This is a genomic window from Thauera sp. 28, assembly GCF_000310145.2.
GTDB classification, from domain to species: domain Bacteria; phylum Pseudomonadota; class Gammaproteobacteria; order Burkholderiales; family Rhodocyclaceae; genus Thauera; species Thauera mechernichensis.
Window position 1 is genome coordinate 37,375 of the sequence record NZ_AMXA01000018.1, and the last position, 18,509, is coordinate 55,883.

An 18,509-nucleotide genomic window follows, 5' to 3' on the forward strand; every position below is an offset into this window, starting at 1 on the left:
TTCAGGTCGTCGGCTGGGTGGCGAAGCGGTGGGTGACGGCGCTGGCCTGTTCGCCATGTGCGTCCCAGGTCCATTCATCGAAGCGGATACGGCCATCGTCGTGCTGCACTACGACGCTCGTGCATCGTGTGCCATAGCCCGGCGCGCGAATGAAGGCGGGCGACAGCCAGCGCTCCCATTCGAGGCTGACGCCGGTGGCCGGCAGGTGCGGGTCGGCCGCCGGTCGAGGGTCGCGCATCAGGGCCAGCAGTCCCTGGCTCAGGGCGTGCTCATCGAGCGCGTCCACGTGGCCTTCTGCCCGCCCCGCGCCGAGCAGATCGGCAAGGCCGGCACGGGTCTTGAGCAGCTTGGGCCATGGGCTGTCGAGCAGGTGGTTCGACAGCCCGTAGATGCCGGGCTCGAGTGTCCGAACGGTGCCGTTGGTGCTCTCGAGAACGGCCAGCGTGCTGCCGTCGCCGACGAGGAGATTGAAGCCGGCATAGCGCGAGCACTCGGCGCCCAAACCCTGCAGGACCCGCGTCGCAGGTAGCTCGGCCTCGAGCGCCTCGCGCACCAGCACACCACGCGAGGGCGCACCTTCCACGTGCCGGCTGGGGTCACGGTAGTTGGTGAGTGCGGCGAAGCGTCCGCTGCGGCTCAGCCCCATCCAGGTGCCACCGGCTTCGAGGTCACGGCCCGCGAGCAGGTCAGGCGCGTCGGTCCACCAATGGGCGGGGGAGGACGGCCGCGAGAGGTACTCGTCGCGGTTGGCGGCGACCACGAGCGGGTAGCGTGGATGAGCGCGCCACGCGAAAACGATCAGGCACATCGGATACGGCGGTGTGCGCTCAGCCCAGGGCGTAGGGCAAGGGCAGCAGTTCGAGCGTCGCCCCTTCGCCAGCGCCCAGGCGCAACTGCCCCGCCTCAGCGCTGCTGGACTGGATTACCGCCAACGCTTCGACGCCACCATCTGCGGTCGGTGCCACATTGACCACCTTGCCCGCGGACTGCTCGCCGAAGTCGGGGGCGTGGATGTCCATCCCCGCGACGACCTCGATGCCGGGGGCTGCGGCAACGCGGTACATCCGTTTCTTGAGCTTGCCGAGGTACTGCGTACGCGCGACGATCTCCTGACCAGGGTAGCAGCCCTTGTGGAAGCTCACGCCGCCGATCAGCTCGTAGTTGAGCATCTGGGCGACGAATTCTTCCTGCGTCGGCGCGGTAACCAGCGGCAGGCCTGCGCGGATCATGCTGAGCTGCCAGGCCGCAGTGCCCGCCTTGACGGCACCGCCGGCGACGAGGGCGTCGAACACCCCGGCAGCATCGTCCGCAGCCACTGCCAGGAGGTAGCGCTCGGCGTCGATGCGCACGCAGCGCGCGCCGTCGGCCGTGAGGGTCTGACGCATGTCGGCCGCCGGCATCTCGATACCCGCCGCCTGCAATACCGCCGCCGCGTTCTTGCCGCACACGCCGATCAGGGCGAGGGTGTCGCTGGCGTTGGCAAGCTTGACCTTGCTGCGCAGTACGTACATCGACAGTTTCTTGAGGAAGGCGGGCAGGATGTCCGCCGACAGGACGAGGCCATGACCTTCGTCTTCCGCCCACATCAGGAAACTCGCGATCATCCGGCCCTTGGGCGAGTTGAAGCTGTTCCAGGCAGCGCCGTCGGCAGGGAGCTTGTTGACGTCGTTCGAAACCAGGTTGTGCAGGAAGGCCGCCGAATCAGGCCCCACGGAGCGGATGATGCCCAGATGAAGCAGAGGCACCACGACGGTCGATTCGCTTGCGGCGCGGGCTTCGTCGGTCGCGTCGGCAAAGCGAACGGAGGGCAGCGGGGCGGCGGTAGTTTGGGACTCGGCCAGGGTGGCACCCAGGCGGGAGAGGTGTTCGGTCCAGACGGTCATGGGGCGGTCAGCAGTAGCAAGGGGGTTGGCAGTAGCAAGGCGGGTTGGCGGTAGCGCACGACCTCGCTCGGAGGTGCTTGCGCGATGAAGTATTATAGGCGCCCGCCGCAAGTCGGTCGCCCCTGCGCCCGACATGGCTTTTTCCGTCGATGCTGTGCTGATGCGTTCCCTTGTGCGCTTCGTTGTATACCTCTTGATCTTGTCCATGCTCGGCGCGATGTTGCTCGTCGGTGCGGGGTGGTGGTACGCGCACGCACCGCTGACGCTGGCGTCCGAAAAGGTCGAATTCACCGTGCCGCGTGGGGCTGGCATGCGCCATGCCGCCGGTGTGATCGAGGATGCGGGCGTGGGTGTCGATGCGCGCTTTCTCACCCTGCTCGCACGTATCGGCGACAAGGCGCACACGATCAAGGCCGGCAGTTACGAAGTGCGCACCGGAGTGACCCCCTGGCAGCTGATCGAGAAGCTGGCGAGCGGGGATGTGACACAGGGCGAGCTGCTGCTGGTGGAAGGCTGGACCTTCCGCCAGGTGCGCCAGGCGCTCGAGAGCAATCCTGACCTCGAGCAGGACACGAGTGGCTTGTCGGACGCGGAGCTCTTGCAGCGAATCGGTGCCAGCGAGACACACCCCGAGGGCCTGTTCTTCCCCGACACATACCGGTTCGACAAGCGCTCGAGCGCGCTCGCGGTGCTCAAGCGCGCTTACGACGCCATGCAGCTGCGCCTGGCCGCAACGTGGGAGGCGCGCGACCCGGCGATGCCGCTGGCTTCGCCTTACGAAGCCCTCATCCTGGCCTCGATCATAGAAAAGGAGACCGGCCGTGCGGAGGACCGTGGACTGGTGGCATCGGTATTCGCCAACCGCCTGCGCGTGGGCATGCGGCTGCAGACCGACCCCACGGTGATCTATGGTCTGGGGCCGGAGTTCGATGGGCGCTTGCGCCGTGTCCATCTCGACACCGATCACCCCTGGAACACCTACACGCGCGCCGGTCTGCCGCCGACGCCGATTGCGATGCCGGGCGAAGCGGCGCTGCGTGCGGCCTTGAAGCCGGAGAACAGCGAGTTCTTCTATTTCGTCGCACGTGGGGATGGCAGCAGCGAGTTCTCGCGTACCCTGGCCGAGCACAACCGGGCGGTCAATCGTTTCATCCGCAATGGGGGTGGTCGATGAGCGCAATGCCGCCGCGCCTGCCCGAACCGATCATCTCTGCCTCTCCCGCGACGGCCATGGAACGTCTTTCTCACGAGGCCGCAGGGCGCGGCCGCTTCATCACTTTCGAAGGTATCGACGGCGCCGGCAAGAGCAGCCAGATCGGCGCGGTCGTCAGCTTGCTGCGTGCGCAAGGCAGGGTCGTGGAGCAATCTCGTGAACCCGGCGGTACTGCGCTGGGCGAGCGTTTGCGCGAACTGCTGCTGCATGAGGCCATGCACCTCGAGACAGAGGCGATGCTGATGTTCGCAGCACGTCGCGAACACCTCGCCGCACGGATCGAGCCCGCGCTCGCTGCCGGGCACTGGGTTGTCTGCGACCGCTTCTCCGATGCCACCTTCGCCTATCAGGTTGGCGGGCGGGGGCTCGCACGCGACAAGTTCGAAGCACTCGAGGCCTGGGTTCATCCGGGACTCCAGCCTGACCTGACCCTGCTCTTCGATCTTCCACCGGAGATCGCTGCTGCGCGTGTCGCTGCCACTGGTGCCGCGCCCGATCGCTTCGAGCGCGAGCAACGTGACTTCTTCGAGCGTGTACGTGCCGCTTATCTCGAGCGTGCCCGACTGGACCCGGCGCGTTTCTGCATCGTCGACGCCACGCGTTCTCCTGCATCCATCCGCGCCGACATCGAGGGCGTCGTGCGCGACCGACTGCAGCCATGATCCATTCCTGGTTGCAGCCCACCTGGACACGACTCGTTGAGCTTGGCGATCGTCTGCCTCACGCCTTGCTGCTGGTTGGTCCGCCTGGCCTGGGCAAGCGCGAGCTTGCCGATGCGCTCGCCGCTCGTCTGCTATGTGATTCTCCGGCTGACGATGGCCACGCCTGCGGACGCTGTGAGCCTTGCGTCTGGCGGCTGGCCGACAACCATCCCGACCTGCATCGGGTGGTCCCCGCGGCAGCGGCAGAGGCCGCTGCCGCCGAGCGCGGCGAGGGCGAGGGCGGCGATGCCGCTGGCGGGCGCGAGGGGGGCGGCAAGGCGGCGTCGGCGCAGATCGTCATCGAGCAGATCCGGGACCTGCAAGCGGCCTTGAGTGTCACCGGACACCATGGTGCACGCCGTGTTGTCGTACTCGATCCGGCAGAGGCGATGAACCCCTTTACCGCCAACGCCTTGCTCAAGCTGCTCGAGGAGCCGCCAGCGGGCTGCGTGTTCCTGCTCGTATCCTCGGCGCCACGCCGGCTGTTGCCGACGATTCGCAGTCGGTGCCAGCAGTGGCTGTTTGCGCGTCCGGAAGAGCACGCGCTCGCGCACTGGAAAACGCGTGCGGACCCCGATGTGCTTGCGCTGCTCGCCCTCGGCGGCGGAATGCCGCTGGCGGCCGAACGCCTCGCGCGTGCGGGCGGTGGGGCCCTGCTTGCACGTTTCGTACGTGATCTGGCCGGCTTGCAGGCCTCCGACGCACTCAAGCTGGCCGCCCAGTGGGAGAGTTGGCTGAAATCGCGCGAGGCCTTGGCCGCTGGTTTCGGATTGCCAGAACTGTGCGACTGGATGCAGCGCTGGGTCAGTGACCTGGCCAGCGTACGACTAGGTGGCCGTGTACGCTTCTTTCCCGCCCAGCAGGCTGTCCTCTCTTCCCTCGCCAGCCGTTGCAGCGTGGCGGCGGCGAGCGCCTGTTACAATGAAATGGCGCAGATTCGCAGGGTGTCGCGGCACCCCTTGAGCTTGCGCCTGGTACTGGAGGATCTGCTGATGCGTTACGTTCGCGCCACTGCTGGAGTTCGTGGATGAGTGATGCGTCTCGAACGACACCGACGCGGCCGAGCGTGCTGTCGCTCAACATCAACAGCAAGTCGGCGCTGTACGCGGCCTATATGCCGTTTCTCGTCAATGGCGGCATCTTTCTGCCTACGCCCAAGAACTACAAGCTGGGCGATGAGGTCTTCCTTCTGCTGCAGTTGATCGACGACCCCACCCGTCACCCGGTGGCCGGCAATGTTGCCTGGATCACCCCTCATGGTGCGCAAGGGGGCAAGACGCAGGGGATCGGGGTGCACTTTTCGGCCGACGAGTCAAGCAAGGTGCTGCGCGGCCGTATCGAGCAGATCCTTGCCGGCCATCTGGGCTCGAGCCGGCCTACGCATACCCTCTGAACCCTGGGCGCTTGCTGCACGCCAGTGCCTCGTACCGGCTTTCGATGCCGACCCATTACACCAACCCGGTCCAATGTTCGTAGATTCTCACTGCCATATCGACTTCCCCGACCTTGCCGCGCGAGAGGACGAGGTGCTTGCCAACATGGCGGCCAATCGGGTCGGCACAGCGCTTTGCATCAGTGTCACGCTTGAAGCCTTTCCCCGCGTGCTCGGGCTGGCCGAACGCCACGCCCAGCTTTGGGCATCGGTCGGCGTCCATCCCGACAACGATGGTTGCGAAGAGCCTGACGTGGCCCGGCTGCTCGCGTTGGCCGACCATCCCAAGGTGGTGGCCATCGGCGAAACCGGGCTCGACTACTACTGGCAGAAGGACGAGCCGGAGTGGCAGCGCGAGCGTTTTCGTACGCACATCCGTGCCGCGCGCCAGTGCGGCAAACCGCTGATCATCCATACGCGCAGTGCTGCCGAGGACACGCTCAGGTTGATGCGCGAGGAGGGCGCAGGTGAGGCGGGCGGCGTGATGCACTGCTTCACCGAGAGCTGGGAGGTTGCTGAAGCCGCGCTCGAGTTGGGCTTCTACATTTCCTTTTCGGGCATCGTCACCTTCCGCAACGCCAAGGCGCTCAAGGAGGTCGCGTGCCGGGTACCGCTCGAGCGCCTGCTCATCGAAACCGATGCGCCCTATCTTGCTCCGGTTCCGCATCGTGGCAAGATCAACGAACCCGCCTGGGTCGTGCACGTGGCCGAGGAGATCGCTCGCCTGCGTGACGAACCGCTCGAGCATATTGCGCGGGCGACCACCGACAACTTCTTTCGCCTATTCCGCCATGTCACCAGACCAGCCTGACGTCCGTGTCGCGGACACCTCCGCCGCAACGCTGCGCCGCTTCCTCCTTGTTGGGCTGTTGGCCACTGCGAGCCTGATTTCGGCGCCCGCATTTGCCAACAGCTATGAGGCCGCGCTCAGTTCTGCGCGCCTCGGTGACACCCGCCAACTCGTCGGTTTGCTCAATCGTGGCATCGATCCTAATACCGTCGATGCCAATGGCAATACCTTGCTGATCCTGGCCGCACGCGAGGGCCAACTCGCAACCGTTGAGGCGCTGCTGCGTTACCGGGTGCGTATCGATTACCGCAATCTGGCAGGCGATTCAGCACTGATGCTTGCCGTCCTGCATGGCCATGCGCAGGTGGTCGAAGCGCTGATCAATGCGAGCGCAACACTGGACCACGAGGGTTGGGCACCGGTGCATTACGCCGCGTTCGAGGGCCGGGATGCAATCCTCGACAGGCTCCTCGTCGCCGGAGTCGATGTAAATGCGCGTGCGCCCAACCAGGCAACGGCGCTGATGCTGGCGGCGCGCAATGGCCATGTGGGGGTCGTACGGCGCTTGCTGTCGCTGCCCCAGATCGATCTCAATGCGCTCAACGAGGCAGGCCTGTCAGCCGATGCATGGGCTGCACAGAACGGGAACACCGATATCGCCGAACTGATCGCTGCCGAGCGCAAGCGCAGGGGATTGGCTGCGCCGGCCATACGGCTGACGATCGACTAGTTGGTAACCGACGGTCGATTCTGTCGGGGACTCAGGAAGCAAGACGGCCGGTATTACCGGCCGTCTTGCTTATGTCCGGGCGTTTATCCATGGCAGGAGCGGATACGCATTCAGCGGGAAATTGTGCATTGCACAATTCATTTGACAACGCCCGAGAGACTTATATAATCATTGCCATGTTGCATCGCAACATAGCGGCCTGGGAACTTGGTCGCACGTGCAGTTGGACGAATCCTCTCACCACCAGTTTTCAAGGATGTTAAAGATGACCAAGATCACCACCCCCGAGCAGCTCCTCGCCGTCAACAAGGCTCAACTCGAGACCCTGCTGTCGCTCGCCAACAGCGCCCTGGCCCGTGCCGAGCGCCTGACCGAGCTCAACCTCAACACCACCCGCTCGGTGCTCGAGGACGGCGTTGCCATCACCCGCAAGCTCGCAGAGGCGAAAACCCCGCAGGAGCTTGCGAGCCTGCAGGCCGAACTCACCCAGCCGATGCTCGACAAGGCCGTCGCTTACGCACGCAACGTCCAGGAACTGGCTGCCGAAGGCCAGCAGGAGACCGCCAAGCTGGTCGAGTCTCAGGTGGCCGAGCTCAACAGCGCCTTCAGCACCGCGCTCGAGCAAGCGGCCAAGACGGCGCCGGCTGGCTCGGAAGCTTTCTTTGCCGCCGTCAAGTCGGCGATGGATACCGCCAATGGCCTGTATGAGAACGTCAGCAGCGCAGCCAAGCTTGCCGAGGCCAAGCTGGCCGCCGCTACCGAGCAGGCCGTCGAGGCAGTGACCGCGAGTGTCAAGAGCGCGACGCCCAAGAAGCGCGCCTAAGCTACCGTACAGGGCAGCCACGCTGCCCTCTGCGCTGGACAGGAAAGGGACCGTGCGGCCGTGAGCCGGACGGTCCCTTTTTGCGTCGTCGTGCCCGCGCTTAGCTGGACAGACGGGACCTCATTGCCTCCGACGGCAACATACCGAAGGTGGATCTGTAGAGTTCCGAGAATCGGCCGAGGTGGGTGAATCCATACTCGAGTGCAACTGCAGTGACGTTGGGCGCCTTGCTCGCGGGATTGGTCAGGGGCGCGTGCACATGCTCGAGCTTTTTCTGGCGGATGAACTGCTTTGGCGTCGTCTTCGCGTTCTTCTCGAACAACAGATAGAGCGAGCGCAGGCTCAGGCGGGAAAAGTGGGAGAGCTGCTCGGCGCTGATGTCCTGCTTGATGTTGTCGTTGATGTACTGCACGAGACGCTCGAAACACGGCGCATGCTGGCAGGGCTCCTCGAGCCCCAGGTTGTGTTCGAGCATGGTCATGAGCTTGGTCGTGACCACGCGGTTGTAATGCTGGAGCATCTGGGGGGTCGTCAGGGCAGACTCGGCTTCTTCGCAGATGAGCTGGAGCAGAACGATGAGGCTCTCGAGCTCCTGGAAGCGGTAAGGCACCTGCTTGAAGGTGATGCGTTCGCGCGAGCGGGTCCAGCGATGCTCTGCACAAGCGTCACCGAGCATCGTCGCGGGTAACTTGACGATGAATTTCTCACAGTCCTCGGAGTAGGTGATGTCGAGCGGGTCGTCCGGGTTTAGCAGCAGGAAATGCCCGGCCGACAGGTCAAGCGTGGTGTGGGGCAGGGTGTAGCGACAGTAGCCGCGCAGAATGAACTGGAGGTGGTAGATGTCGGCCAGCCCCTCGGAGATCACGCGCGCACGGGCGCCATAGCTCAGCCGGCACAGGTCGAGTCCACCGGCCTTGCGATGCGAAAGTGACGCGCTGCCCTGACTGCGCGAACTCAGGCTCAGGCTATGAGACCCCACGTTCGCGCGCACGTAGTCCGACACCTCGAAAGGATTGGCACCATTGAAGATGCTGCTTTTGGCGTTCAGGAAGGCCAGGGGCATGATCAGACCCCGGCGCGTAGAACAGGCGATCGGTCCGATGCGGCCCCCGCAGTTGCAGGCAAGGCCAAGGTAGTCTCTCGTGCGCGCATCATCTCTCTCCCGGTGGGGCTATCTCCCGTCGCCCAGTTCTGCGCTGTGCGTCGAGAATTTTTGGAATCTCGAGTTTATTCTCGATAAAAAATTTTGTCTATGGCCGCATAGTCTGAACGAACGGTTGCTGGCCTGTAAACGTGGCAAGGCCGCAGCGCAATGATGCGCTACGGCCTTGCCAGGGACGTTGCCGGGGGTGATCAGCCCTGGTCGCCACCTCCGACCGGGATGACGGTGCCGGTGATGTAGGCCGAGTCGTCGGAGGCGAGGAACAGGATCGGATCGGCCTGCTCGTCCAGCGTACCGTAGCGCTTCATCAGGCTGCTGTCGATCGACTGGCTGTAGATCTGCTTGTACCAGCGCTTCTCATCCTCGCTCTGCTTTTCCGTGTTACGCGGCACCAGACGCGGCGGAGCCTCGGTGGCACCGGGGGCGGTCGCATTGACACGGATACCGCGCTCTGCGGTCTCGAAGGCCAGGCAGGCGGTAAGGGCATTTACGCCGCCCTTGGCCGCCCCATAGGGGACGCGGTTGACGCCGCGGGTGGCGATTGATGACACATTCACGATCGAACCCTTGCCCTTGTCCAGCATGTGGGGCAGGGCTGCGCGGCAGCACCACAGGGTGGGGAACAGCGAGCGTCGCACCTCGGCCTCGATCTGATCCTCCTGATAGTGCTCGAAGGGCTTGGTCCAGATCGTGCCGCCGACGTTGTTGATCAGGATGTCGATGCAGCCGAACTTCTCCACCGCGGCATCCATGACCCGCTTGCACTCGGAGAACTGCTCGAGGTCGGCCGTGAGGCTCAGCACCTCCACCTTCGTTGACAGTTCCTTGGCCACCTCATGCACGATCTCCGAGCGGTCGACCAGCACCAGGGTGCCCTTTTCCTTGGCCATCTTCTCGGCGACCCGCTTGCCGATGCCTTGTGCGGCACCGGTGATCACGGCCACTTTCTTCTTGAAACGGTTTGCCATTGTCGCTCCTGACGGGATGGGCAGCGCTCAGACGCTGGCGGCGAACTTCTCGTAGTGGAAGCTGTTCGGCTCGACCTTGCGTTCGCGCAGGTCATGGGCCACAGCCTCGACCATCGGCGGGGGGCCGCACAGGTAGATGTCGACATTGCCGTGGTCAAGGTGGGCCGGCTCGATGTGGGCGGTGACGTAGCCCTTCTTCGGCCAGCTGCTGTCATCGGCGACGACGCATACGTCGTAGCTGAAGTTGGGCAGCGCGGCCTTGAAGGCATCCAGGCGCTCGAGCTCGACCACGTCGGCGTCGGTGTTGACGCCGTAAATGAGGTGGATCGGGTGGGCGCTGCCACCGCCGGTGACGAGCTTGTCGAGCATGGCGAGGAAGGGCGCGAGGCCGGTGCCGCCGGCGAGCATCAGCACCGGGCGTGCGACGTCGCGCAGGTAGAAGCTGCCGATCGGGCCGGCGAGCTTGATGGTGTCGCCGGCCTTGGCGGTGCCGGTGAGGTAGCCGCTCATCAGGCCGTTGGGTACGTTGCGGATGAGGAAGCTGACCTTGCTCTCGGCAGGCATCGAGCTAAAGGAGTAGGCGCGCGTCTGCTCGGTGCCGGGCACGGTGAGGTTGGCGTACTGGCCGGGCAGGAAAGCGAGCTTGGCGATGCCTTCACCCTGGAGCACCAGGGAGAGCGTGCTCGGCGACAGCTGGCGCACTTCGGCCACGGTGGCGGTGAGGGTAGCGTGCTTGATCTTGCACACCTCGGACGAGGCGGGCACGTTCACCACACAGTCGCTCTTGGGGTGCATCTGGCAGGTGAGGACGTAGCCGAGCCTGGCCTCTTCTTCGCTCATCGCGTCGTCGATGTAAAAGCCGAGCTCGTACTGGCCGGATTCGGCCTTGCACTTGCACGCGCCACAGGCGCCGTCACGGCAGTCGATTGGGACGTTGACGCCCTGGCGGTAAGCGGCGTCGGCCACCGTCTCGGTGGCGTTGCAGTCGATGAAGCGGGTGACGCCGTCCTCGAAGTTCAGCGCGATCTTGAATGTCCTGGTTGTCTCTCCGGGATGGGGCAGGGTCGCCGCTGTCTGTGCAGGCTGGCGCCCCGCCCTCGTTATCAGACGTGGTACACGTCGATGACGTGACGGATGTAGTCGGTCTTCAGAACGACCTTCTTGAACTTGATCACCGGGTTGGCGCCCGATACGTCGAGGGTGTAGAAGCTCGTGCCGCAGAAGTGGTCGGTGTGGTTGTAGCGCACGCTCATGGTGTGCCAGTTGAAGCGCAGCTTGACCGTGTTGCCGTCCTGCGCCAGCACCTCGATGTTGCTGATGTGGTGATTGGTGCGGGTGTCGGGGATGGTCGCGCTCGAACGCTCGGTGCGGATGCGGAATACGCGGTCTTCCAGGCCGGCACGGCGGCCGTACCAGATCAGCGAGATTTCGGACTGGGGGTCTTCGGTCAACTCGCCGTCGTCATCCCAGGCGGGCATCCAGAAGGTGCAGTTCTCGTCGTACATCGCCAGCCAGCTGTCCCAGTCGCGATCGTCCAGGTAACGGGCTTCGCGGTACAGGAAGGCACACAGGTCTTGGTAGCTCAGGCTCATTTTCTCGTCTCCGCTCAGGCTTGTGCTTGTTCGGCCGCAAGGGCCTTCTTCATCTGCTCCAGCCAGTAAGTGTGCTGCGCCACGTACAGGCCTTCGTCCTCGGTCTTGACGCCCGAGAGGATGGGCTTGAGGCCGATCTTGTCGGCTTCCTCGTCCGGGCCTTCTACCCAGTGCTCGGCGCCGCGCGCCATGTCGTTCCACTCAAGGGCGCGGCCCATGAAGCCTTCCTGGCAGGCGCGGAATTCCTCGAGGTCGTCCGGGGTGGCCATGCCCGAGGCGTTGAAGAAGTCCTCGTACTGGCGGATGCGGCGCGCACGCGCTTCGGCCGACTCGCCCTTGGGCGCGATGCAGTAGATGGTGACTTCGGTGCGATTGACGTCGAGCGGGCGGAACACGCGGATCTGCGAGCTGAACTGGTCCATCAGGTACACGTTCGGGTACAGGCACAGGTTGCGCGAGTTGCCGATCATCCAGTCGGCCTTGGCCTCACCGAACTCGGCGACCAGGCGGTCGCGCTGTTCCATCAGCGGACGGTCCTCGGGGTTGTCCCAGCGCGTCCACAGCAGCAGGTGGCCGTTCTCGAAGGAGTATGAACCGCCGCCCTTCTTGGCCCAGCCGCCGGCGCTCATCGCCTTGATGTCGTCACCGGCGTCGCGGCTTTTACGCTGCGCCTGGGTGGCGGCGTAGTTCCAGTGCGTGGCGGTGACGTGGTAGCCGTCGGCGCCGTTCTCGGCCTGCAGCTTCCAGTTGCCCTCGTACACATAGGTGGACGAGCCGCGTAGCACCTCAAGACCTTCGGGCGACTGGTCGACGATCATGTCGATGATCGCCTTCGATTCGCCGAGGAAGGCTTCCAGCGGCGGCACGTCGGCATTCAGGCTGCCGAACAGGAAGCCGCGATAGGACTCGAAGCGGGCGATCTTCTTGAGGTCGTGCGAGCCCTCACAGTTGAAGCTCTCCGGATAGCCGGTCTCGGTCGGATCCTTGATCTTGAGCAGCTTGCCCGAGTTGTTGAAGGTCCAGCCGTGGAAGGGGCAGGTGTAGGTGGCCTTGTTGCCGTGCTTGAAGCGCGCGAGTGTGGCGCCGCGGTGGGCGCAGGCGTTGATGAAGCAGTTGAGCTGGTTGTCCTTGTTGCGGGTGATGAACACCGGCTGGCGGCCAATCTTCGTCGTGTAGTAATCGTTGATCTTCGGCAGTTGGCTCTCGTGTGCGAGATAGACCCAGTTGCCTTCGAAGATGTGCTTCATCTCCAGCTCGAACAGTTCGCGGCTGGTGAACATTTCACGCTTGCAGCGGAACAGGCCTTGGGCCTTGTCCTTCTGGATCAGTGCGTCCAGGTATTCCATTGTGATCATCGCCGAGGTCTCCGATGGTGTTAGTACGGAGTCCGCATCGTAGGTAGGGCGGCGGCGGCGAAATATCCAGTTTCTGCACGATCGCTATCCACTCCTTGCATACGCCGTTGCGTGCACAAAGCGGATAAGCATCGTGCAGAAACTGGATATTGCCGTTCCCCGGCACCGCCTAATCTGCGCTCCACACGAAGCCCGGGCGCCATCGCAAAGCGTTTGCCGGCCAGGACCCGGTGCTGCGTGAATGGCGAGGCCGTCGCGGTGCCCGAGCACGCGGAAGGCCTCCCGCCCCCTGACCACAAGGAGAGAGGAAATGGCGACAAGTGGTGTGATGCGTCCCGGACATATCCAGCTGCGTGTGCTGGACCTGGATGAGAGTGTCAATTTTTACCGGAACGTGCTCGGACTGGTCGAGACGGGCCGTGACGCCGCTGGCCGCGTCTACTTCAAGGCCTGGGACGAGCGTGATCACAACAGCGTGGTCCTGCGCGAAGCCGAGCAGGCAGGCATGGACCTGATGGGTTTCAAGGTCAAGGACAGGGCCACCCTCGAACAACTCGACAAGGATCTCCAGGCCTACGGCGTGCAGACCGAGCGCATCCCGGCTGGCGAACTGCTGGAGACTGGCGAGCGCGTGCGTTTCACCATTCCGACGGGTCACGTCATGGAGCTTTACGCCGACAAGACCGACGTGGGCAACGGCCAGCCCTACACCAACCCTGATCCGTGGATTCCGGCCGCAGAGCACGGCATCGCGCCGCATCGCTTCGATCACTGCCTGCTTTACGGTCCGAACCTGGAGGACAACCTCAAGCTGTTCACCGAGGTACTGGGCTTCCACCTCGTCGAGCGCGTGCTGCTCGAGGACGGCAAGTCGCTGCTGGCGACCTTCATTTCCTGTTCGCACAAGGCGCACGACCTCGCTTTCGTCGCCCACCCGGAGCCAGGCAAGCTACACCACCTGTCCTTCCTGCTTGACAGCTGGGAGCAGGTGCTGCGTGCGGCCGACATCATGTCGATGAACCGTGTATCGATCGATATTGGCCCGACCCGCCACGGCATCACCCGTGGTACCACGATCTACGCCTTCGACCCCTCCGGCAACCGTTTCGAGACCTTCTGCGGCGGCTACGAGACCTACCCTGACCATGCCCCGATCACCTGGACCTTCGACGAGGTCGGCGCGGGCATCTTCTATCACGACCGCAAGCTCAACGAGCGCTTCCTCACCGTCGTGACCTGAGCCTGACCCAAATTCGAAACTGCTCCAAAGGAAGAGACAAATGGACAAGCACTATAAAATCGTTTGCAACCTGATCCTTGGTGCCGCGCTCGTGACGACCGGCATGGGGTCGGCGCTGGCGCAGGACAAGGTCAAGGTCGGCCTGATGCTGCCCTACACCGGCACCTTCGCGGCACTCGGCAACAACATCACCAACGGCTTCAAGCAGTACGTCGAGGAGAACGGTGGCAAGCTCGCCGGCCGCGAGGTGCAGTACGTTGTTGTGGACGACGAATCCAACCCGGCGCGTGCCACCGAGATCGCCCGTCGCCTGGTAACCCGCGACAAGGTCGACGTGCTGATCGGTTCGGTGCACTCGGGCGTGGCGCTTGCCGCCGCGCGCGTCGCCGCCAACACCAAGACGCTGATGATCGTGCCCAACGCCGGCGCCAACGAGATCACGGGTGCGCAGTGCTCGCCCTACGTGTTCCGTTCCTCCTTTTCGGCCTGGCAGCCGTCCTACGCAATGGGTGAGGCGCTCGCCAAGCGCGGCGTCAAGAACGTCGTCACCCTGGCATGGAAGTACTCCTTCGGCACCGAGTCGGTCGAAGGCTTCACCGAGGGCTTCACCAAGGGTGGCGGCAAGATCGTCAAGGACATGAGCCTGCCCTTCCCGAACGTGGAGTTCCAGCCCTTCCTCACCGAGATCGCCGCGCTCAAGCCCGACGCCGTGTTTGTCTTCTTCGCCGGCGCTGGCGCCGCCAAGTTCGTGAGCGATTACGCTGCAGCAGGCCTCAAGGGCAGCATCCCGCTTTATGGCCCGGGCTTTCTGAGCGAGGATGTTGCGGCCATGGGGGGCGCCGGCGAGGGGCTGCAGACCACGCTGCACTACGCCGACGGCCTCAATACTGAGCGTGACAACGCCTTCCGTACCGCTTACGCCGCTGCCTACAAGGCGCAGCCGGACGTCTACGCGGTGCAGGGCTACGATGCGGCGCAGATGTACCACGCCGGTCTCAAGGCCGCCAATGGCGACCCTGGCAAGCTCGACGCCGTGATCGACGGCATCCGCGCAGCCACCATCGACAGCCCGCGCGGCAGCTTCACCCTGTCCAAGGCCCACAACCCGGTGCAGGACATCTACCTGCGCGAGGTCAAGGACGGCAAGAACGCCGTCGTCGAGGTCGTCTCCGCCGGGCTCGAGGATCCTGCCCGCGGCTGCAGCATGTAAGCGTCCCGCTTCCCTTCCCAACTCAACGCATACGTCGTCCCGGCAGGCTTGCGCCTGCCGGGCGGGGGATAGTCATGGATTTCGCGAGCTTCCTGATCCAGGTGCTGAACTCGCTGCAGTACGGCTTGCTGCTTTTTCTGGTGGCGAGCGGGCTGACGCTGGTGTTCGGCATCATGGGCATCATCAACCTGGCGCACGGCAGTTTCTACATGATCGGCGCCTACCTGGCCTTCGTGCTTACGAGCGCGACCGGCAGCCTGGTGCTGGCTATTGCGCTTGGCATTCCGCTGGCACTGATTTTCGGTGCTCTCCTGGAGTGGGCGCTGTTTTCCCACCTCTACAAGCGTGACCACCTCGAGCAGGTGCTGCTCACCTACGGCCTCATCCTGATCTTCGAGCAGCTGCGCAGCCTGCTGGTGGGCGATGACGTGCACGGCGTGGCCATCCCGGCCTTCCTCGACGCGTCTATCCAGCTCACCGAGGTGATGAGCTATCCGGTGTATCGCCTGGCCATCTCGGTCGTCTGCATCGTGCTCGCGGTGGCGCTCTACTACGTCATTCAGCGTACCCGCCTGGGCATGATGATCCGCGCCGGCAATGACGACCGCAGCATGGTCGAGGCGCTGGGCATAAACATCAACATGATCTATCGCGTGGTGTTCGCGCTCGGGGTGGCCCTGGCTGCGCTCGCCGGCATGCTCGCCGCACCGATCTCCTCGGTGTTCCCGAACATGGGCAGCCATGTGCTGATCATCTCCTTCGTCATCGTCGTCATCGGCGGCATCGGTTCGGTGTGGGGCGCGCTGGTTGCTGCGCTGATCGTCGGCTTCGCTGACACCTTCGGCAAGGTTCTGCTGCCCGAGATCTCCGGAATGATCGTGTACCTGGTCATGGCCGTGGTCCTGCTGTGGCGCCCCGAAGGCATCCTGAAGAAGGGCTGAGATCATGAACGTCAATGCTTCCCTCATCGTCAAGCTCATCGCGGTCGCCGCGATTGCCTGTGTGCCCATCTCGGGCGAGTCCTTCTACGTCGAACTGGTGGCGAAGATGCTGCTCATGGCGATCTTCGCCATGAGCCTGGACCTGCTGGTGGGCTTCACCGGCCTGGTGAGCTTCGGCCATGCGGCCTACTTCGGCATCGCCGCCTACTCGGTGGCCCTGTTTACCGCCAAGTTCGGTCAGATGAGCCTGTGGGTGATGCTGCCCGCGGCCATCCTGCTGTCGGCTGCAGCTGCGCTCGTGATCGGCATCTTCGTGATCCGTACCAAGGGCATCTATTTCATCATGGTCACGCTCGCCTTCGCCCAGATGGCGTACTTCGTGTTCCATGACACGCCCCTGGGCGGTGGCTCGGACGGCGTCTATGTGGACGCACGGCCGACCGCGGCGATCGGCAGCTGGGTCCCCTTCGACCTGGATAACGAGCTGCACATGTTCTATTTCGTGCTCGTCATGATGCTGCTGGTGTACCTGTTTCTTCATCGCGTGCTGCAGTCGCCCTTCGGTCGCGTGCTCATGGGCATCAAGAGCAACGAGCACCGCATGCAGTCGCTGGGTTACTTCACCTTCGGCTACAAGCTGGCCGCATTCACCCTGGCGGGCGCGCTGGGCGGGGTCGCCGGCTTCCTCTACGCGGTCCTGTTCGGCTTCGTCACCCCCGAACTGCTGTCGTGGCACGAGTCGGGCAACGTACTGCTGATGGTGATCCTGGGCGGCATGGGCAACCTTGCGGGTGCGGTACTGGGCGCCTTCGCCTTCGAGGCCATGCGCGAGTTCTTTGCCGATATCACCAAATACTGGCAGCTGCTGATGGGGGGCGTCATCGTGGCCCTGGTGCTCTTTCTGCCGGGTGGGCTGACCGCAATTCCGGGCCGCATCAAGCGCGCCCTGCAGGGAGGTGGCGCAAAATGAGCCAGACCAGCAAGAACGAAGTGTTGCTCGAGGCGCGCAAGCTCACGCGTCGCTTCGGCGGCCTGGTGGCCAACCAGGATATCGACGTCACCCTCGAGCGCGGCATGATCCACGTGCTGCTCGGCCCCAACGGGGCAGGCAAGTCGACCTGCATCAACATGCTGTCGGGCGACCTGCCGCCCTCCGAAGGCGAGATCCGCTACCTGGGCAAGGACATCACCCGGCTCAGCGCGGCGCAGCGCTCGCAGGAAGGCATCGGGCGCAGCTACCAGCGCACCAATATCTTCCCTCAGTTCACCGTGCTTGAAAACGTGCGCCTTGCCGCGCAGTCGCGCCGCCAGCAGCCGTGGCGCATCTTCAGCAAGGCCATGGAGCAGCAGTGGGCGCTGGAGAAGGCGCGCGCCTGCATCGAGGAGGCCGGCCTCGGCAGGCGCGTAGACTGGTTGTCGGGCGTGCTCAGCCACGGCGAACAGCGCCAGCTCGAGATCGCCATGGTGCTCGCCACCGACGCCCAGGTGCTGCTGCTCGACGAGCCGCTCGCCGGCATGGGCTCGGAAGAGTCCGCGAGCATGGTCGCGGTGCTCAAGCGCCTGCCCCAGACGCGCGGCATCCTGCTCGTCGAGCACGACATGGACGCCGTGTTCGCAGTCGCCGACAGGATCACGGTGATGGTCAATGGTCAGTTGCTGGAGTGCGGTCCGCCCGCACAGATCAAGGCCAGCGTGGCCGTCCAGCAGGCCTATCTGGGTACGGAGGACAGCTTCCATGTCTAACATGCTGCTCGAAGCCAAGGAAGTTCATACCTATTACGGTGCCAGCCACATCCTGCACGGCATCGACTTCAGTATCCGCGAAGGCGAGGGCATCGCGCTCATGGGTCGCAACGGCATGGGCAAGTCGACGCTGATCAAGAGCATGCTCGGCATCGTCAGGCCCAGGCATGGCCGGGTGCTGGTGCGTGGTGACGACTACAGCCGCGCGCGCACCTTCCAGACTGCGCAGCAGGGCATCGCCTACGTGCCCGAAGGCCGTGGCATCTTCAAGAGCCTGACCGTGCGCGAGAACCTGCTGATGTCGGCGCGTGCCGGCATCGACGGTCGCCGCGAATGGACCTTCGAGCGCGTCATGGAGACCTTCCCGCGCCTGGGTGAGCGCATCAACAACGGTGGCTGGCAACTGTCGGGGGGCGAGCAGCAGATGCTCACCATCGGCCGCGCGCTGATGACCAACCCCGACCTGCTTATCCTCGACGAGGCCACCGAGGGCCTGGCGCCGCTGATCGCCATGGAGATCTGGCGCATCGTCAAGGAGATCCGCAGGACCGGGATCGCCACCGTGATCGTGGACAAGAACCACGGCGCAGTCACCAGCATCTGCGACCGCGCGATGATCCTGGTGAAGGGGCAGGTGGTGTTCGACGGCACCAGCGACGAGATCCGCGCCCAGCCCGAACTGATCCAGAAGCACCTCGGCGTCTGAGCCGGATGTGCCACAGCAGG

The 18,509-nt window shown here is 64.3% G+C and carries 20 protein-coding genes; 13 read left to right on the forward strand and 7 right to left on the reverse strand.

Annotation, left to right across the window (positions count from 1 at the left end):
- Position 1: 1 nt before the first annotated feature.
- Both C662_RS12940 and ygfZ read right to left on the reverse strand, forming a co-directional pair.
- Complete coding sequence (locus tag C662_RS12940; protein ID WP_002929813.1) at positions 2-808, reverse strand: NRDE family protein; 807 nt, start codon at positions 806-808, stop codon at positions 2-4.
- 19 nt (positions 809-827) lie between these two features.
- The gene (gene ygfZ / locus C662_RS12945; RefSeq protein ID WP_002929814.1) at positions 828-1,883 is read right to left on the reverse strand and encodes a CAF17-like 4Fe-4S cluster assembly/insertion protein YgfZ; all 1,056 of its coding nucleotides are present in this window, start codon (positions 1,881-1,883) and stop codon (positions 828-830) included.
- A 133-nt stretch (positions 1,884-2,016) separates the two neighbouring features.
- On the opposite strand from ygfZ, the gene mltG reads away from it, so the two are divergent.
- The 7 genes from mltG (at position 2,017) to C662_RS12980 (ending at position 7,572) form a co-directional block, all read left to right on the forward strand.
- The gene (mltG, locus tag C662_RS12950; RefSeq protein ID WP_002929815.1) at positions 2,017-3,057 is read left to right on the forward strand and encodes an endolytic transglycosylase MltG; all 1,041 of its coding nucleotides are present in this window, start codon (positions 2,017-2,019) and stop codon (positions 3,055-3,057) included.
- Between the two features lie 56 nt (positions 3,058-3,113).
- The gene (tmk, locus tag C662_RS12955; RefSeq protein WP_198291903.1) at positions 3,114-3,758 is read left to right on the forward strand and encodes a dTMP kinase; all 645 of its coding nucleotides are present in this window, start codon (positions 3,114-3,116) and stop codon (positions 3,756-3,758) included.
- Positions 3,755-4,828: a DNA polymerase III subunit delta' gene (holB, locus tag C662_RS12960; RefSeq protein WP_002929819.1), complete on the forward strand. Its 1,074-nt coding sequence runs from the start codon at positions 3,755-3,757 to the stop codon at positions 4,826-4,828. Before tmk ends, holB begins: the two co-directional genes overlap by 4 nt.
- Positions 4,825-5,190, forward strand: a complete 366-nt coding sequence (locus C662_RS12965; RefSeq protein ID WP_002939554.1) for a PilZ domain-containing protein — start codon at positions 4,825-4,827, stop codon at positions 5,188-5,190. Before holB ends, C662_RS12965 begins: the two co-directional genes overlap by 4 nt.
- 73 nt (positions 5,191-5,263) lie before the next feature.
- Complete coding sequence (locus C662_RS12970) at positions 5,264-6,040, forward strand: TatD family hydrolase (RefSeq protein ID WP_002929824.1); 777 nt, start codon at positions 5,264-5,266, stop codon at positions 6,038-6,040.
- The gene (locus C662_RS12975) at positions 6,021-6,749 is read left to right on the forward strand and encodes an ankyrin repeat domain-containing protein (protein ID WP_002929826.1); all 729 of its coding nucleotides are present in this window, start codon (positions 6,021-6,023) and stop codon (positions 6,747-6,749) included. Before C662_RS12970 ends, C662_RS12975 begins: the two co-directional genes overlap by 20 nt.
- Before the next feature lie 265 nt (positions 6,750-7,014).
- Entirely contained in the window at positions 7,015-7,572 is a 558-nt protein-coding gene (locus C662_RS12980; protein ID WP_002929828.1) for a phasin family protein, read from the forward strand.
- A 100-nt stretch (positions 7,573-7,672) separates the two neighbouring features.
- On the opposite strand, the gene C662_RS12985 is transcribed toward C662_RS12980, so the two are convergent.
- From C662_RS12985 to benA, 5 genes are all read right to left on the reverse strand, one after another.
- The gene (locus tag C662_RS12985; RefSeq protein ID WP_002929830.1) at positions 7,673-8,635 is read right to left on the reverse strand and encodes an AraC family transcriptional regulator; all 963 of its coding nucleotides are present in this window, start codon (positions 8,633-8,635) and stop codon (positions 7,673-7,675) included.
- Positions 8,636-8,925: 290 nt separating this feature from the next.
- Positions 8,926-9,702 carry a 1,6-dihydroxycyclohexa-2,4-diene-1-carboxylate dehydrogenase gene (locus tag C662_RS12990; protein ID WP_002929833.1) on the reverse strand — a complete coding sequence of 259 codons (777 nt, stop codon included), beginning with the start codon at positions 9,700-9,702 and terminating at the stop codon, positions 8,926-8,928.
- A 27-nt stretch (positions 9,703-9,729) separates the two neighbouring features.
- Positions 9,730-10,764, reverse strand: a complete 1,035-nt coding sequence (benC, locus tag C662_RS12995; RefSeq protein WP_037984620.1) for a benzoate 1,2-dioxygenase electron transfer component BenC — start codon at positions 10,762-10,764, stop codon at positions 9,730-9,732.
- A 41-nt stretch (positions 10,765-10,805) separates the two neighbouring features.
- Positions 10,806-11,294 carry a benzoate 1,2-dioxygenase small subunit gene (benB, locus tag C662_RS13000; protein WP_002929839.1) on the reverse strand — a complete coding sequence of 163 codons (489 nt, stop codon included), beginning with the start codon at positions 11,292-11,294 and terminating at the stop codon, positions 10,806-10,808.
- 14 nt (positions 11,295-11,308) lie between these two features.
- A complete protein-coding gene (benA, locus tag C662_RS13005) occupies positions 11,309-12,649 on the reverse strand; it encodes a benzoate 1,2-dioxygenase large subunit (protein ID WP_002929843.1) in 1,341 nt (446 codons plus the stop codon).
- Positions 12,650-12,959: 310 nt separating this feature from the next.
- On the opposite strand from benA, the gene C662_RS13010 reads away from it, so the two are divergent.
- From C662_RS13010 to C662_RS13035, 6 genes are all read left to right on the forward strand, one after another.
- The gene (locus tag C662_RS13010; protein WP_002929845.1) at positions 12,960-13,889 is read left to right on the forward strand and encodes a catechol 2,3-dioxygenase; all 930 of its coding nucleotides are present in this window, start codon (positions 12,960-12,962) and stop codon (positions 13,887-13,889) included.
- A gap of 40 nt (positions 13,890-13,929) precedes the next feature.
- Positions 13,930-15,099: an ABC transporter substrate-binding protein gene (locus C662_RS13015; RefSeq protein ID WP_002929846.1), complete on the forward strand. Its 1,170-nt coding sequence runs from the start codon at positions 13,930-13,932 to the stop codon at positions 15,097-15,099.
- A 74-nt stretch (positions 15,100-15,173) separates the two neighbouring features.
- A complete protein-coding gene (locus tag C662_RS13020) occupies positions 15,174-16,040 on the forward strand; it encodes a branched-chain amino acid ABC transporter permease (protein ID WP_002929847.1) in 867 nt (288 codons plus the stop codon).
- Between the two features lie 4 nt (positions 16,041-16,044).
- Positions 16,045-17,010, forward strand: a complete 966-nt coding sequence (locus tag C662_RS13025; protein ID WP_002929851.1) for a branched-chain amino acid ABC transporter permease — start codon at positions 16,045-16,047, stop codon at positions 17,008-17,010.
- Complete coding sequence (locus C662_RS13030; protein ID WP_002929855.1) at positions 17,007-17,783, forward strand: ABC transporter ATP-binding protein; 777 nt, start codon at positions 17,007-17,009, stop codon at positions 17,781-17,783. Before C662_RS13025 ends, C662_RS13030 begins: the two co-directional genes overlap by 4 nt.
- Entirely contained in the window at positions 17,776-18,489 is a 714-nt protein-coding gene (locus C662_RS13035) for an ABC transporter ATP-binding protein (protein ID WP_002929856.1), read from the forward strand. The genes C662_RS13030 and C662_RS13035 overlap by 8 nt, the downstream gene beginning before the upstream one ends.
- Positions 18,490-18,509 lie beyond the last annotated feature (20 nt).